Annotated in this window: 16 protein-coding genes and 1 tRNA gene; 9 read left to right on the forward strand and 8 right to left on the reverse strand. The window is 55.7% G+C overall.

Annotated features, from left to right (window positions below; translation table 11 throughout):
• The first annotated feature begins 282 nt into the window (after nt 1-282).
• From H8E27_04365 to H8E27_04375, 3 genes are read left to right on the forward strand one after another with little or no spacing between them, the layout of a single operon-like run.
• The gene (locus H8E27_04365; GenBank protein MBC8324840.1) at nt 283-774 is read left to right on the forward strand and encodes a hypothetical protein; all 492 of its coding nucleotides are present in this window, start codon (nt 283-285) and stop codon (nt 772-774) included.
• A 12-nt stretch (nt 775-786) separates the two neighbouring features.
• Nucleotides 787-1,020: a hypothetical protein gene (locus H8E27_04370; GenBank protein MBC8324841.1), complete on the forward strand. Its 234-nt coding sequence runs from the start codon at nt 787-789 to the stop codon at nt 1,018-1,020.
• 32 nt (nt 1,021-1,052) lie between these two features.
• Nucleotides 1,053-1,442 carry a hypothetical protein gene (locus tag H8E27_04375; GenBank protein MBC8324842.1) on the forward strand — a complete coding sequence of 130 codons (390 nt, stop codon included), beginning with the start codon at nt 1,053-1,055 and terminating at the stop codon, nt 1,440-1,442.
• A 208-nt stretch (nt 1,443-1,650) separates the two neighbouring features.
• Here the strand turns inward: H8E27_04375 and gcvP are convergent, their stop codons facing one another.
• Nucleotides 1,651-4,575, reverse strand: coding sequence for an aminomethyl-transferring glycine dehydrogenase (gene gcvP, locus H8E27_04380; protein ID MBC8324843.1), 2,925 nt, complete (start codon nt 4,573-4,575; stop codon nt 1,651-1,653).
• A 334-nt stretch (nt 4,576-4,909) separates the two neighbouring features.
• Here gcvP and H8E27_04385 point away from each other — a divergent pair, with 334 nt between their 5' ends.
• From H8E27_04385 to H8E27_04405, 5 genes are all read left to right on the forward strand, one after another.
• Nucleotides 4,910-5,386: an ArsR family transcriptional regulator gene (locus tag H8E27_04385; protein MBC8324844.1), complete on the forward strand. Its 477-nt coding sequence runs from the start codon at nt 4,910-4,912 to the stop codon at nt 5,384-5,386.
• 65 nt (nt 5,387-5,451) lie between these two features.
• Nucleotides 5,452-5,883 carry a DUF393 domain-containing protein gene (locus H8E27_04390; protein MBC8324845.1) on the forward strand — a complete coding sequence of 144 codons (432 nt, stop codon included), beginning with the start codon at nt 5,452-5,454 and terminating at the stop codon, nt 5,881-5,883.
• A 6-nt stretch (nt 5,884-5,889) separates the two neighbouring features.
• Nucleotides 5,890-6,270, forward strand: a complete 381-nt coding sequence (locus H8E27_04395; protein MBC8324846.1) for a hypothetical protein — start codon at nt 5,890-5,892, stop codon at nt 6,268-6,270.
• 64 nt (nt 6,271-6,334) lie between these two features.
• Nucleotides 6,335-7,270 (forward strand): TIGR01777 family protein, encoded by a 936-nt coding sequence (locus H8E27_04400; protein ID MBC8324847.1) that lies wholly within the window; start codon nt 6,335-6,337, stop codon nt 7,268-7,270.
• Nucleotides 7,271-7,340: 70 nt separating this feature from the next.
• Nucleotides 7,341-8,792, forward strand: a complete 1,452-nt coding sequence (locus tag H8E27_04405) for a DASS family sodium-coupled anion symporter (protein ID MBC8324848.1) — start codon at nt 7,341-7,343, stop codon at nt 8,790-8,792.
• Nucleotides 8,793-8,798: 6 nt separating this feature from the next.
• On the opposite strand, the gene H8E27_04410 is transcribed toward H8E27_04405, so the two are convergent.
• The 6 genes from H8E27_04410 to mutL all read right to left on the reverse strand — a co-directional run bounded on the left by H8E27_04410 (nt 8,799) and on the right by mutL (nt 15,478).
• Complete coding sequence (locus H8E27_04410; protein MBC8324849.1) at nt 8,799-10,079, reverse strand: tyrosine--tRNA ligase; 1,281 nt, start codon at nt 10,077-10,079, stop codon at nt 8,799-8,801.
• A 77-nt stretch (nt 10,080-10,156) separates the two neighbouring features.
• Nucleotides 10,157-10,363 (reverse strand): hypothetical protein, encoded by a 207-nt coding sequence (locus tag H8E27_04415; protein MBC8324850.1) that lies wholly within the window; start codon nt 10,361-10,363, stop codon nt 10,157-10,159.
• Entirely contained in the window at nt 10,360-11,253 is an 894-nt protein-coding gene (locus tag H8E27_04420; GenBank protein ID MBC8324851.1) for a trypsin-like peptidase domain-containing protein, read from the reverse strand. Before H8E27_04420 ends, H8E27_04415 begins: the two co-directional genes overlap by 4 nt.
• An 81-nt stretch (nt 11,254-11,334) precedes the next feature.
• Nucleotides 11,335-13,056, reverse strand: a complete 1,722-nt coding sequence (gene rpsA / locus H8E27_04425; protein ID MBC8324852.1) for a 30S ribosomal protein S1 — start codon at nt 13,054-13,056, stop codon at nt 11,335-11,337.
• A 249-nt stretch (nt 13,057-13,305) separates the two neighbouring features.
• Nucleotides 13,306-13,566 (reverse strand): hypothetical protein, encoded by a 261-nt coding sequence (locus H8E27_04430; GenBank protein ID MBC8324853.1) that lies wholly within the window; start codon nt 13,564-13,566, stop codon nt 13,306-13,308.
• Between the two features lie 37 nt (nt 13,567-13,603).
• Nucleotides 13,604-15,478, reverse strand: coding sequence for a DNA mismatch repair endonuclease MutL (gene mutL / locus H8E27_04435; GenBank protein ID MBC8324854.1), 1,875 nt, complete (start codon nt 15,476-15,478; stop codon nt 13,604-13,606).
• A 164-nt stretch (nt 15,479-15,642) separates the two neighbouring features.
• On the opposite strand from mutL, the gene H8E27_04440 reads away from it, so the two are divergent.
• Nucleotides 15,643-15,718, forward strand: a tRNA-His gene (locus H8E27_04440).
• 39 nt (nt 15,719-15,757) lie between these two features.
• Here H8E27_04440 and H8E27_04445 read toward each other — a convergent pair.
• Nucleotides 15,758-15,867, reverse strand: a 110-nt coding sequence (locus H8E27_04445; protein ID MBC8324855.1) for a hypothetical protein, incomplete at its 5' end; no start/stop codon positions are given.

A 15,867-nucleotide genomic window follows, 5' to 3' on the forward strand; every position in this document is an offset into this window, starting at 1 on the left:
AACGCTTCCATCCCCGCGCAGCTACAAACTAAATTCCGATCGCCCCACACATTATCGATGCGGGCGGTGGCGGCGTTTTTTGAAATTTTTTGAGGGGCAATGGGTGTGGGCCTAACGCCGGTTGTCAGAAAGTTTTTTTGGTGCTTGGGCCTTGTTTTTGTGGGGTTTTTGGGTTTGGAGTGAAAATAATTGAAAATAAATGAAAGATTTTGCCTCCGTTTCGCGAATATATAGTAGAGGGCACGTTGTCCTTTGTAACCTGAACTCAGAAAGACACGAACTATGAAGAAAACACTACTAACACTGCTGGCCTTAGTTGGCCTCACTTGGAATGTAAATGCGCAGGAGGCACCAGGTGCGCCCAAATTCAGCCAACCTCCCACAGATGAAAAACCGCCACCTGAACTGGGTCTAATGATTGAATTAGAATCTGGTTTGCCTCTCGATTTGTATGGGTGGTTAAATGTTGATGTCGAATGGGGAATTAGGTGGGACATAGAACCACTCCTGATGGCTCATATGATTAAAACAAAAAAGGATAAACTAACACTAAACTACTATCCGTATCGTGACCTAAAGAATAATCCGAAATTTATAAGCGTTCAAGACTATTACAGCATTGACATCTCCTTTGACCCTCTTGATAAAAGCTCACTCATTTTTTTGGTTACCAGGGCCGATGCTAATGAGGATAGAAGCAAATCTATTTTCACTGAAATTATTGCCTACAAAATAGCACTATCTGGCGATTTAAAGATTGTTGGGAGTGCCTAGAAGAAAGACATTATGAATTTAATCGAAGTGTTTTCCATTAAAATGCCAGTAACTGCAATGCTTTCCCAATCCAGATTTCTTGGTGAAAACCCTGATATATTCCACAAGACTGAATTCGGTGAAAGATTGTATAACCTGGGGAAGATCGAGGAATTTGTCGATCCTGATAATCAACTAATAAAATTGGAGGCTAGTATTTTCTTCGATACTTTTGAATATTGGTTGGATTCGAACAAAGTCAGATAGGGCCGAGCACAACATCCAGAAATTATATTTCAATGAAAACTCTTAAACAATTTGTCTGTGCATTTTTGATTGCTCAGTGCTTTGGGTGCAAATCCCCTATCGCTTCACATCAACCTTTAAATGTCAAATCGGTACCCGAACTCAACATCCCTGATCGTGGCGGTTTCGTATCAAATGAGCAGTTTCTGCGCGCCACCATACGTGAAATTTTATCTTTTCGAAGCATGGTTCATCCGGATAACAACTCTGGCAGCAACTTGTTCTATTTGGAGTGGTCTGTTAAGTGGTCTGAGATGTTGGTTTCTATAACAAAAAAAGAGCTCGAGGCCTTCAAAAAGGAAGAGGAAAGAAAAGAACGCCAACAGTTGCGAGAAAAATACCCGCACCTATTCAAACAGTCAGGGAAAATCTCTGAAGAGTAGATTCCTTAATCACTTGATCAGGCCATTCACCGCCCCGTTTTTACGGGGCGTTTTTTTTTGTGCCGATGGTTTTCAGGGCGTCGCGCACCCATTCGGGTGATGCCGGGATCGGAAAACAGAAAATTCAAAGGCGGCTAAATACGTCCCTTTTTTTCGGTAGGGACACGCTGTGCGTGTCCACGGACGCGCACAGCGCGTCCCTACCCAACTACTCCTCCAAAAACGCTTCCATCCCCGCACAGCTACAAACCAAATTCCGATCGCCCCAGACGTTGTCGATGCGGGCGGTGGCGGGCCAGTGTTTGGATTCGCGGAGCCATTCGGCGGGGAAGGCCGCTTGCTCGCGGTCGTAGGCGTGGGGCCATTCGTTGGCGGCTACCATATCGGGGGTGTGCGGGGATTGCTTGAGAAGATTGTCAACCGCATCGGCCTCGCCGGATTCGATGGCTTCGATCTCGGCGCGGATAGCGATCATCGCGTCGCAGAAGCGGTCGAGTTCTTCTTTGGATTCGCTCTCGGTGGGTTCCACCATCATCGTGCCGGCGACCGGCCACGAGATGGTGGGCGCGTGGAAGCCGTAATCCATCAATCGTTTGGCGACGTCTTCCACGGTCACTTTTTTGAACTGCCGTAAATCCAAAATACACTCGTGCGCCACGCGACCGTTCGCGCCTTTGAAGAGCACGGGGTAATGCGGATCCAATCGATGGGCGATGTAGTTGGCATTGAGGATGGCGTGCTCGGTGGCGGCGCGCAGTCCGTCGGGGCCCATCATCGCGATGTACATCCACGAGATGGGGAGGATGCTGGCGCTGCCCCACGGGGCGGCGCTGACCGCGCCAATCGGATTTTCGCCGCCGAGATTGACGACCGAATGATCCGGCAAAAAATCGGTCAGATGGTCCGCCACGCCGATGGGGCCCATCCCCGGGCCGCCGCCGCCGTGCGGGATGCAAAAGGTTTTGTGGAGGTTGATGTGGCAGACGTCCGCGCCCAGTTCGCCGGGGCGCGATAGGCCGACCATCGCGTTGAGGTTCGCGCCATCGAGATAAATCTGGCCGCCCGCGCCGTGGACGATTTCGCAAATCTCGCGGATGGTTTCCTCGAACACGCCGTGCGTTGAGGGATACGTAATCATCATCGCCGCAAGATCGGCGGCGTGCGCTTCGGCTTGGGCGCGGAGGTCGTCGAGGTCGATGTCGCCTTCGTCGCTGCATTTCACCGGCACCACCGTGAGGCCGGCCATTACCGCGCTGGCGGGGTTGGTGCCGTGCGCGCTGGTGGGGATGAGGCAAATGTTGCGCTGCGGTTCGCGGCGGCTTTGGTGAAACGCTTTGATGACCAACAGCCCCGCGTACTCGCCCTGTGATCCGGCGTTGGGTTGCAGCGAGACGCCGGCGAAGCCGGTGATTTCCGCCAGCCAATCTTCGAGGTCGGCAAACATTTCCTGATAACCGCGCGTTTGGGCCACGGGCACGAAGGGATGGATGCTGTTAAATTCCCGCCACGAAATCGGCTGCATTTCGGCCACGGCATTGAGCTTCATCGTGCACGAGCCAAGCGGAATCATACTTTGTGCCAGGGACAAATCGCGGCTCTCAAGACGTTTCAAATAACGCATCAACTCCGTTTCGGAGCGATGTTTGTGAAACACTTCGTGCATGAGAAAATCGCTCGTCCGTCCAAGCCCTTCCGGCGTGGCCTCGGCGGGGGAAAGCTCTTTCAGTTTGAAAGGCACATCGCGGCCGCCATTGAAGACCGCCAGTAAATCGAGCACATCGGATTCGGTGGTCGTTTCGTTCAACGCGATGCCGAGCGTTTGCGCATCGAGCACGCGCAAATTGATGCCAAACTTTTCCGCCTCACGAACCACCTCGCGCGCATTCAGATTGTTATGCGTGACCGTGACTGTATCAAAAAAAGTTTCGTGCCCCAGCTTGTGCCCGAGTCGTTTGAGGCCCGCGGCGAGGCAACGCGTGAGCCCGTGCACATGCGCAGCGATGGCGCGCAATCCATCCGGCCCGTGGTAGCACGCGTACATCGCGGACATATTTGCAAGCAACGCCTGCGCGGTGCAGATGTTGCTCGTCGCTTTGTCGCGCCGAATGTGTTGCTCGCGCGTTTGCAGCGACAGCCGAAACGCCGGGCGCCCGCGTGCATCTTTGGAAACCCCCACGATGCGGCCAGGAATCTGCCGCTTATAAATATCGCGCGTGGCAAAAAACGCCGCGTGCGGTCCGCCGTAGCCCAGCGGCACGCCGAAGCGTTGGGCGTTGCCCACGGCGATGTCCGTGCCCAATTCGCCCGGGGCTTTCAATTGCGTGAGCGCCAGTAAATCCGTCGCCATCACCACCATCGCGCCCGCCTCGTGCGCGTGCGCGATGAGGCTCGTGTAATCTTCCACCGCGCCGTCCGTGGCCGGATATTGCAGCAATACGCCAAACACATTTTCATCCAGCGCCAGATCATCAGTCGCTCCCGTGCGCACCTCGATGCCCAACGGCGCGGCGCGTGTTTGCAGTACCTCGATATTTTGCGGATGACAATCCGCTGCCGCTACAAAGACATTGCGGCTGCCTTTGCCCTTCACCGCGTGGCACATCATCATCGCTTCCGCGCACGCCGTCGCCTCGTCGAGTAACGACGCATTGGCGATCTCCAACCCCGTGAGGTCGGCTACCATTGTTTGGAAATTCAGCAGACTCTCAAGCCGCCCCTGCGAAATCTCCGCCTGATACGGCGTGTACTGCGTATACCAACCGGGGTTCTCCAAAAGATTTCGCTGAATCGCCGGTGGCACGAGGCAGTTGTGAAAACCCATCCCAAGATAATTCCGGAACGGTTTGTTGGCAGAAATAATCCGCTTCAACGCCCTCAACGCCTCGTGCTCCGAAAGAGCGGCCGGAAGATTGAGTGGCCGCGTGCTGCGAATCGCCTCCGGCACCACCGAGTCAATGAACCCCTCCAGCGAATCGGCCCCGAGCGCCTCGAGCATTGCCCGCGCCTCGGCGGCGTCCGGCCCAATATGGCGCGCGGCAAAGTGATCGGGATGTCCGGTCAAGGTCACAGGTGTAATTTCAGTTTCAGACACAGCCCCGGCAGTGTCGGCAATCGGTAGGTCACGCACAAGCATTTGCCGGAAGCTAGACAAGAGGAGGGGAGGGGACAAGCGGGAATTGTTGGAATGACGGAAATAAGAAAATGACCAAGGGCTGAACTCTAATGATCAAGGCCCAATGACCAAATCCCAAGGAATGCCCAAGCCCCAAAAGTGGGCCTTGAATTGGACTTTGGGTTTTCCTTGGGCATTGGGTTTTGGTCATTGGCCATTTTTAGATATTATCAAAAAAAACAAATTTCCCCTTGCGCGTTTTCCGTTTTCGGTTTATTCTGTCTTGACAGAAATGAGTGAATCAACTCTCCAACTCTCTCCGGTCCAGCAGAAGTTCATCCTGCATTGGGGCGAAATGGGCACGCGCTGGGGCATTAACCGCACCGTCGCCCAAATCCACGCACTGCTGTATATTTGGCCTAATTCGCTGAATGCAGAGCAAATCACTCTCACGCTGGAAGTGGCGCGATCCAATGTGAGCACCAGTTTGCGCGAGCTGACCGGGTGGGGCATTGTCAAGAATGTGCAAATGATGGGCGACCGCCGCGATCATTTTGAAACGCTCGATGATCCGTGGGAAATGTTTCGCATTATTATGGACGAGCGGAAACGCCGCGAGATGGATCCCACGTTGGAGTTGCTGCGCGATTGCCTCGAAGAACAAAAGAAAGCCCGCAAAAAAGATCCGCACACCGAAGAGCGACTGAAGGGCTTGGCTGAATTTTTTGAGAGCACCTCCAGTTGTTATGCCCGAATGGCAAAACTGCCCACCAGCACGCTGCGCAAACTTTCGCGCATGGGCGACAAGATGCTGCAACTGCTGCCAATTTAACCGAAACCAAAAACCCAAAACGGAAAGCGCAAATGAGCTACCATAAAATTTCAGTCTTTTTTGAAATGACAGAAAGAAATGGAACTGTCGTGTGTTTCGACGGGGTGTGCCCGATGTGTCTGAAGGCCGTGTCGCTGATGCGACCGGTGTGGGAGCCGCGCGGCGTGGAGTTTGTGCCGCTGCAAGCGGAGTGGGTGCGGGGGCGGTTGAACCTGCCGGAGGATGAATTGCTGGGCAAGATGCGCGTGCTCACTCCGTGCGGCAACGTGCTCGGCGGCGCGGATGCCCACGTGCATTTGTGGGGCCACGTGTGGTGGCTTTGGCCGCTGTGGTTGGCAGGCAAGCTTCCGGGTGTTCGTTGGCTGATCGATGTGTGCTATCGCTGGGTGGCCGCGAATCGATATAAACTGATGCCCGGCGAGAGGGCTTGTGATGCCCGATGTTCAATCTCGGATTCTGTTTCAATAAAACCCAAAAACAAAAACGAAAGGACATAAAAGAAAATGACAACCGCCGTTTACATCTATATCGTTTACACCGTCATCAGTATTGTGATGACCGCTTGGGTGGCGCACACGCTTTACAAAAACGGGCGCGTATTTTTGGTGGAGGCGTTCAAGGGCAAGGAGGAAATGGCCGACAGCGTGAACCACTTGCTGGTGGTCGGCTTTTATCTCGTCAACCTCGGGTTCATCCTGCTGTATCTGCGCTACGGCACAAAGCCCACGGATATCGAAAACGGCGTGGAATACGCCGCTACCAAACTCGGTGTGGTGCTGCTGGTGCTCGGCGCGATGCACTTCTTTAATATGTACAACTTCGATCGGATGCGGAAGAAAGGCAACGGTTACGAAGGCAACGTGCCACCCGTTTTAGCAAAGTAGCCAAAGGTAGGGCGCGCTTATGTAGCCCGGACTACAATGTGCCCTGCCACCAAAGTAAAATAAAATGACATCGGAAACTAAAACCCCGAACGGCAAAGTCGTCATCGCCGGCGGCACGGGCTTCATCGGCACCAACCTTGCGCGGCATTTGTGCGATCTCGGCTGCGAGGTGGTGCTGCTCTCCCGGCACATTCCTGAAAAGCGCGGCGCGTGGCAACACGCCGTATGGGATGGCCGCACGGTCGGCGATTGGGCGCATCATCTCGAGGGCGCTGCAGCGATTGTAAACCTCGCCGGGCGCACGGTGGATTGCATCAAGACGCCCGATCATTGCGACGAAATTCTTCGCTCGCGGGTGGAAGCTACGCTCGTATTGGGCAAAGCGGTGCGCGGCTTAAAAATGCCGCCGCTGGTTTGGGTGCAAATGGCCACGGCGCATATTTATGGTGACCCGCCCGAGACGGTGTGTGATGAGGATTCCACCTTCGGTTTGGGCCTCGCGCCCAACGTGGGCAAAGCGTGGGAGGCGGCCTTTGCCGAAGCGGTGTTGCCCGAAATGCGGCAGGTGATTTTGCGAACCAGTTTTGTACTCGGCTCCAATGGCGGCGCGTTTCCCAAAATGCGAATGATCGCGCGCTGCGGTTTGGGCGGACGCGTGAGGCACGGACGGCAGGGTATTAGTTGGCTGCATATCGATGATATGACGCGCCTCATCGTCCGCGCCATTGTCAATGATTCGATGCGCGGCGCGTACATTGCCACCGCGCCCAAACCGGTTTCGCAGGCTGAGTTTATGCGCGAACTGCGGCGCGGCATCGGAATACCCATCGGCTTGCCGGCCACGGAGTTGATGGTCCGCTTCGGCGCGCATTGGTTGCTGCGGACGGATCCGGAGTTGGTGTTGTACGGCCGCTATTGTGTATCGCGGAGGTTGAAAGAGGAGGGTTATGAGTTTGCGTTTGAAAACATCAAAGACGCGATGAATGATTTATGCCGGTAGGGATGCGCTGCGCGTGTCCCTGCCATCAAAGCTTGGCGAATGTCATTTGTTCCTTTAAAGCATCAGCGGCGTGGCGGAGAAACTAAAAGCAGAGCAAGGCATCAATTACATCAAGCTGTTGATTTGTTTTTTGGTGGGCTTGAATCTTTGGTGGTTCGGGCCGCCCACGGGGTTGTCGGTTGAAGGTTGGCGGGTGTTCGCGGTTTTCTTTGCCACGATTCTGAGCTTCATTTTGAGGCCAATTCCAATGGGGCCGGCGGTGCTCATTGCGGTTGTCACCCTCGCGGCGACGCAAACGCTCGGCGAATCGTCCAAAGAATCGTTTGCCGCCGCGCTCAGCGGTTATGGCAACACCACGGTGTGGTTGGTGGTCGCGGCATTTTTTATTGCCGGCGCGATGATTCGCACGGGGCTCGGGCGGCGGATTGCGTTGGGGTGCGTGGTGAAGTTTGGTAAAACCACATTGGGGCTCGGCTACGCGACGGCATTGGCGGAATTGATTTTGGGGCCGGCGATTCCCTCGAACACCGCGCGCGGTGGCGGCGTGATGGCGCCGATTGTAAATTCCCTTTCCCGCGCGTTGGGCTCCACCCCGGAAAATCAGCCGCGGCTTGCGGGCGAATATCTGATGCTCAATGGCGCACACGTGAACCTGATCACAGCGGCAATGTTCCTCACAGGAATGGCGGCAAACGGTTTGGTGAGCGCGGCGGCTTCGGGCGAAGGCATTGAGTTCGGCTGGATGACGTGGCTCAAGGGCAGCATTGTGCCCGGGCTCGCGTGTCTACTATTGATGCCGTGGTTTTTGCATAAACTGCTCGCGCCAAAAATGCAGGACGCCAGCGCGGCACGCGACAGTGCTCGTGATCAGTTGCGCGCGATGGGCGCTTGGTCGCGTGACGAGAAAATTATGCTCGGCGTGTTTGTGTTGTTGCTGGCGTTGTGGGCCACGAGCAAATGGTTGCACGGAATGCACACGGGCGTGGTGGCATTGATTGGCGTTTTGATTTTGCTGCTGAGCGGCGCGGAAAAGTGGGAGGATATCACGGGCAACCGCGAGGCGTGGGATGCTTTTGTGTGGCTGGGCGGAATGGTTTCGATGGCGGGAGCACTGAAGGCGACGGGATTCATCGCGTGGTTTGCGAGCGCGATGCAGGGCAACATCGAAGCGGCGGGGATGGGAATGCTGGCCACGGCGGTGGTGTTGGCGTTGGTTTACTTTTACTCGATGTACGGCTTCTCGATGTTGACCGGTCACATTACGGCGATGGTGGCGGCGTTCCTCGCCGTGGCGCTGGGGTTGGGCGTGCCGGGGATGTTGATGGTGGCGTTGCTCGCGTATTTCTCAAACCTGTGCGGTTGTCTTACCAATTATTCCACAGGACCGGTGGTGATTTATTCCGGGTTCGGCTACGTGCCGGTGGGGCGATGGTTTAAAGTGGGGCTGATGGTTTCGATTTTCCACCTCGTCGTGTGGCTCGGCGTCGGGTTGCCGTATTGGAAGTGGTTGGGGTGGTGGTAAACGAAATTACTTGGCCGTGACGATCGTGTAATTCCGTTTGCCTTTTCGCAGCAACAAATGTTTGCCGAAGAGGAGGGCGTCGGTTGTGATGCGGTGTTGGGGGTCGGATTGGCGTTGGTTGTTTAAATTTAATCCTCCCCCTTGAAGGTCTTTGCGGGCCTGGCCGTTGGAGGGACAGAGGCCGGCGGTGACGTATAGCTCGAGGATGGGAAGACCTTCAGCTTCGAGCTTGGTTTTTTCGATTTCGACGGTGGGGATCTCGCCGACGATTTCGTTAAAGGTGTTTTCGGTGATGCCTTCGAGGCCGCCGCCAAATAGGATTTTGCTGGCTTGTTGGGCTTCGGCGGTGGCGGCTTCGCCGTGGATGAGATTGGTCATCGCGATTGCCAATGCAGTGTGGGCGGCCCGGGCGCTGGGGTTTTCTTCGTGCTGTTTTTCGAGCGCTTCGATTTCTTCTTTGGGGAGGAAGGTGAAATATTTTAAGTAGCGGACTGCGTCGCGGTCGTCGGTGCGGACCCAGAATTGGAAGAATTTGTAAACACTGGTGCGGGCGGGATCGAGCCACACGGCCCCGGCTTCGGACTTGCCGAACTTGGAGCCGTCGGCGTTGGTGATGAGCGGGAGTGTGAGGCCGAAAACAGTTTCGGAAAGTTTACGGCGGGTGAGGTCGATGCCGGCGGTGATGTTGCCCCATTGATCGCTGCCGCCGATTTGGAGGTCACAGTCGTGCGCTTTTTTGAGATGATAAAAATCGAATGCCTGCAAAAGCATATACGAAAATTCGGTGTAACTGATGCCGACCTCGCGGTCTTCCATTCGAGCGCGGACGCTTTCTTTGGCGACCATTGTGTTGACGGTGAAATGCTTGCCGATGTCGCGCAGGAAATCGAGCAGCGTGACGGCGCGCGTCCAGTCGGCGTTGTCGAGCAGTTGGGCGGGGTTTTGGGTGGACTCAAAATCAAGCAGCTTGGTGAGTTGCGTTTTTACTGTGGCGATGTTGGCGGCGAGCAATTCGGGCGTGAGCAAATTGCGTTCGGCGGATTTGCCGCTGGGATCGCCGATGGCACCGGTGGCGCCGCCGGCGAGGGCGATGGGGATGTGGCCGAGGTTTTGAAAACGGCGCAGTGCGATCAACGGCACGAGGTTTCCCACATGCAAGCTGTCTGCGGTGGGATCGAACCCGCAATAGAGCACGGTGGGTCCTTTGCCGAGCCGCTCGGTCAGCGATTCGGTGTCGGTACAGTCGTTAATCAACCCGCGCCACTGCAGTTCTTCGAGAATGCTCATGCGGCGCGCATTAACGCCGAGCGACGCGGCGGGGACAAGGGGAATTTTTTGAGTAGTCAGAAGATTGGAGTTAGGAATTAAAAATCCGTGTACTCCAGTTCTTCTTCGTGCTCGGTTTCTTCTTCTTCGTCCTCGTAGAGGAACTCCAGTGAGTCGGCGTTGTCGGTGTCATCGTCTTCCTCCCAGAGCGTGGCTTGGTGCGCGGCGATGATGTTGGCGAGGGCCATAAATTCCTCGCGTGGGAGGTCTTTGATGGCTACTTCGATTTCTTTTACGGTTTTCATTTCTTTTTCGGTTGTATCAAATTCAGGAGGTGTTGCATGGAGACGGTGTTTTTGAAAACCATTTGCAGGTTGTCTTTCACGCCATTTTTCACGCTGTAATAAGTGCTTTGGGTGTTGTTCACGCTTCCGATGACGGCGCCGTATTCGTTGAACACGGGCGCGCCGCTGGAGCCTTTGGCGAAATCGGCGGTGATGGAAAACATTTGGCGGCGGCCGCCGTTGCGGGTGTTATCCAGAAATTTGCGTGAAATGATACCTTCGCTGAGCACGTAAAAGTGACGGTCAGGATGGCTGAAGACGCGTACCTTTGCGCCGAGCGGGGCCTCGGTGGAGACGGGTAGGGCGGTGAAGCCTTTGCCTTTGGCGCGAAGGATTGCGATGTCGGCGGTTTTGTCGGCGGCGAGCACTTCGACTACGGGCGCGATGCGACCGTCGCCGGTCATAATAACGAGGATGTCGTTGTCCTTGTTATCGACCACGTGGTAGCTGGTGCAAAACACGCCATCTTTGGTGAGCATAAATCCGCTGGCGGCGCCGCTGTGCCAGTTGGGGCAGCGTTTGCATTTAAACAGCCCCGAAACCACGAGCACCCCATTGCGGGTGCGTTCGGCGGTTTCGGCGGCGGTGAGGCGTTGCTTGCCGGTGGGGATGAGTTGGAGGTCGCACTTTTTGCGATCCAATGCATTGAGTTGTTTGAGCAATTCGGCGGACTTGACGGCGCCGTCTTTGGCATCGCGCAGCTCGATAGTTTTGAGGTTGATTTCCGAGAGTAACTTGCGGTCGTCAATGATGCCGCCGGGCAGGAAGCCGCCTTTCACACGGAGGTCGGCGGCGTTCAAGTTACCGGCGATAATTAAAAAGGCGGTTCCCAGGAGCAGGCTTGTCTTCATTGGCTTGTCTTTTTGGGTGTGTTGTTTGCAACAAAAAAGGCGGGCTTTGCGGCCCGCCATTTTTGGTTGATGACGGGTGATTTACTCGGCGGCCTTTTCTTCCGGCTCGGCCTCGGCTGCGGACTCCTCTTCAGGAGCTTCATCGGCGGGCCTGAGCTCGGCAGCGTCGAAGGCGTGTTCGAGGGCTACGAGATCTTCGCCGGGCTTGAGTTGGTCAAGTTGCTCGGCTTCGCGCTTGATCTGTTCTTCGTCGTACTCGGCGGCTTTGATGGAAAGGCCGATGCGCCGGTCGCTTTTGTCAATTTTAATAACGCGCGCGGTGACTTCCTGGCCGACGTCGAGGGCGTCTTTGATTTTTTCCACGCGTTCTTCGCTGATTTGCGAAATGTGCACGAGACCGTCCATTTCATTTTCCAGCCCCACAAACGCACCGAAGCTGGCGAGCTTGGAGACTTTGCCAGTGACGAGATCGCCTACTTTATAAACTGAATCGATTTGATCCCACGGATCGTCGGCCAGTTGTTTGATGCCGATTGAGATGCGTTGGTTTTCGCGATCCACTTCGAGCACGCGGGCTTCGATGTCGTCGCCTTTCTTGAGCAGCTCGGAGGGGTGATTGATTTTGCGGGTCCAGGAAAGATCGCTCACGTGGATCATTCCGTCGAGGCCTTCCTCGAGTTCCACAAACGCGCCGTAGCTGGTGAGGTTGCGTACCTTGCCCTTCACGGTGGTCCCGGGGCCGTACTTGTCGCCGGCGGCATCCCACGGATTGTCGTCGAGTTGGCGTACGCCCAGACTGATTTTCTGCTCGTCTTTATTGACGCCCAGCACCATCGCCTCGATCTCCTGGCCTTTTTCCAATACCTCGGAAGGTTTGGTGTGTTTTTTGGTCCACGAAAGTTCGGTGACGTGCACCAAGCCTTCCACACCTGGCTCGAGTTCCACGAAGGCTCCGTAAGATACAAGGTTTACGACCTTGCCCTTGATGGTGCTCTTCACCGGATATTTGCTCTCGATCAGTTCCCACGGGTTTTGGGATTTCTGCTTGAGGCCGAGGGAGACACGCTCTTTGTCTTTGTTGATGTCCAGAACAACCACGTCGAGCTCTTCGCCGACGGTGACCATTTCGCTCGGGTGATTGATACGGCCCCAGCTCATATCGGTGATGTGCAGCAGGCCGTCGAGGCCATCGAGATCGATAAACGCGCCGAAGTCAGTGATGTTTTTCACCACGCCTTTGCGGACGTCGCCGGGGGTCATATGGCCGAGCATCTCCGCACGTTTGGCGGAGCGTTCCTCTTCGATCAACTCACGGCGGCTGAGCACGATGTTCTGCCGCTCCATATTGAGTTTTACGATTTTAAATTCGTGTTTTTGGCCGACCAATACTTTCAAATCCTTGGGCGGCACGATGTCCACCTGCGAGCTGGGCAGGAACGCTTCCACGCCGATGTTGACGATCAAGCCCCCCTTCACAATCTCCTTGATGCGGCCGGTGATCACGCCGCCTTCTTCGCAAATGGAATTGATCTTGTCCCAGTTCTTTTTGAACTCCGCGCGTTCGTGGCTCAGCTCCACCATCCCGTCGCGGTTTTCGAGCACTTCAATCAGCACCTCGATCTTGTCGCCCACGGACGGCTGATTGTCCTCGTCAAATTCATTCAACGACACCGATCCCTCGCTCTTAAAATTGATATTGACGAGCACTTCCTTGGATCGAATTTCGATGACTTCACCCTCAATAATTTCGCCCTCAGCAAAGCTCATCGTGCTTTGCTTCATCGCTTCTTCCATCGTCAGCATTGGCTGTTTCCTCTTTGGATAACCCACCCCGAAAAGGGGTCGGCTTTTGAATACCTGCGTTTTTACGGGCTAAAATAAGCCTTTTCCCGCAGGAATTTGGTTAATAACGTGTTAACATCTCGTGGCCGCCCTTGCGATTTTTGCACTCACAAAAGTCAGGCGGACGGGGAAGATACGCCTCCCACAAGGCATTGCAAGCGAAAATGTGAAGAAAAATGCTATTGGTGAACTGCTTCCAAAACCTCGTGTTTAACCTACTAAATCTAACAAAGTGCCGACCATTTCGTCATCCAGCCGCTCCATCATCCGTGCCGTTTGCGCCTCGTGTCGCGCGGTGAGCTGCTGCACCTGCGAATCCACCGCCGAGAGGCCCGCGGATTGCACGGAGAATTCCAGCCGCGCCAAAGCATTTCCGCGCAATTGCTGCGCCGAATGCGACACCGAAGTTATCCCCGGGAATTCCATCATCCTTGATTCCGGCCCGCCACGATCCTTCGCGGCGGTGAACACTATATAATACTATCGGCAAATTACGCCCAATCTTAAGTCAAACCGTGCGGCCAAATTTCTTTTCCAATTCCGGATAGCTCATCTCGATCAAAGTCGGTCGACCGTGGGGGCAGGTGTAAGGCATCGTGCAGTGACGCAAATCTTCGAGCAGTTTTTCCAGCTCCGGCCCGGCGAGGGCGTCGTTGGCTTTGATGGCTTGGCGGCAGACGGTCATAATCACCATCGCCTCGCCGAGGCGCATCGAGTTGATGCCGGCCCCGGCGGCCTTGAGTTCGTCAATGAGCGACAGCACAAAGCCTTTCGGATCCTTCACCTTCACAAATGGCGGCAATGCATCGAGCAGAAAGGTCCGCTCGCCAAACGCGCTGATGCCCACGCCGAGCCGGCTGAGCGTCTCCACTTGCTCGGAGACAAACTGCGCATCCGTCGCCGCTAACTCCACCGTCTCGGGCAATAGCAATTTTTGCGACGCGGTTTCTTCGCGTTGCATTTGTTCTAACAGTTGCTCGTACAATATCCGCTCGTGCGCTGCGTGTTGATCCATCAAAACCAGTCCGCGATCGGACTCAAGCACGACGTAAAGTTTGCCAACGACGCCGAGGATTTTGAGGGGAACTTTGAGTAACGGCGGGCTGGAGCGAGTAGTGGGTGGGGAGTGGGGAATAGTGGAGGGCGGTTGAGGGACGAGTGGCGCGGCGTCTTCCTTGTGAACAGGGGAGGGCGGCGTGGCGAATCCCATTTCCAAAGGCTTCTGCTCCACCAACGGTTCCGCCGAAACATCCGTAGCCTCCAATCCAAAATCTCCCGCAACGGCAGATTCCAACTCCTGACTTCTGTCTCCTAACTCCTTTCCCCCTCCCAACTCCTGCGAATGAAATTCGCGAAGCCCTTCACTCACCGCTTCCGCCACAAATTTCCGCACTTCCCGCTCGCGGTGAAATTTCACTTCCCGCTTGGCCGGGTGAATGTTCACGTCCACTTCCGCTGGCTCAATCTCGAGAAACAAACAGCACACCGGATATTTCCCCTTCATCAAGGCCGTGTGATAGCCCTCGCGCAGCGCCATCCCGAGGCCGACGTTGTCGATGGGGCGTTGGTTCACAAAGACGTGCTGATGCTCGCGATTGCTGCGGCTCACGCCCGGCGCGCCGATGAAGCCCCACACGCGGCACGCCTTCGGCGGCGCATCGTCCTCATCAAACGGTCGCCGCGCCAGCTCGCCCGCGCAGTCGATTTCAATCAACCGTAGCCCCTCGCCCCACAACGCGCGCAGCCGCCGCTCCAACGCTGCCGCGCCCGTGCCGCTCTCCGCCAACAGTCGCCAAACCTCGCGGTCATTATGCCGCAGCGTGAAGGCCACCTCCGGATGCGCTAACGCCATCAGCATAAGCGTGCGTTGCACGTGGGCGCGTTCGGTTTCCTCCGTGCGCAGAAATTTCCGCCGAGCCGGCAGATTATAAAACAACGACCGCACCTCCACCGCCGTGCCCACCGCCGCGCCGGTTTCTTTCACCGCCAACATCTTGCCGCCATTCACGGCAATTTCCGTACCGCCCTCCGCCTCCGCCAGCCGCGAGGTCAACGTGAACCGGCTTACGCTTGCAATACTCGGCACCGCTTCTCCGCGAAACCCCATCGTGGCAATCGTGGCCAAATCCTCCGCACGCGAAATCTTACTCGTCGCGTGCCGCTCCAAACACATCAACGCATCATCCCGACTCATCCCGTGCCCATCATCCGTCACGCGAATGAGACTGCGCCCGCCCGCCTTCACCTCCACCGTGATCTTCCGCGCCCGCGCATCCAGCGCATTCTCCACCAATTCCTTCACCACACTCGCCGGCCGCTCCACCACCTCGCCCGCTGCGATCTGATTCGCTACCTGTTCCGAAAGTAATCTAATGCGGTTCACGCGGGCCATCTTCAGAGCGAGACCGCCAAGTGTCCACGCGGAATTGTGAACAGGGGAAAAGGGCACTGGGATTTCCTTGGGCCTTAAAATTTGATCATTGAACATTCCTTGAAAATTGAAAATTGACCGGCCCTCCAAAGGCCGGTAAGGTTCCCCTTCCAACGGTGGTCGTAGCTCAGTTGGTAGAGTCCCAGATTGTGATTCTGGTTGTCGCCGGTTCGAGTCCGGTCGGTCACCCCATTCAATTTCTCTGTGCCCTCGGGGTTTCTGTGGTGAATATTAAAATGCTGCCGAGCGCGGTGTTCTTGGAAAAGGAATCACATCGCGCACATTCGCCATGCCGGTGGCGTAGATGAGGGTGCGTTCGAAGCCGAGGCCGAAACCGGCGT

The organism is Limisphaerales bacterium (assembly GCA_014382585.1).
In the GTDB taxonomy this organism is placed as follows: domain Bacteria; phylum Verrucomicrobiota; class Verrucomicrobiia; order Limisphaerales; family UBA1100; genus JACNJL01.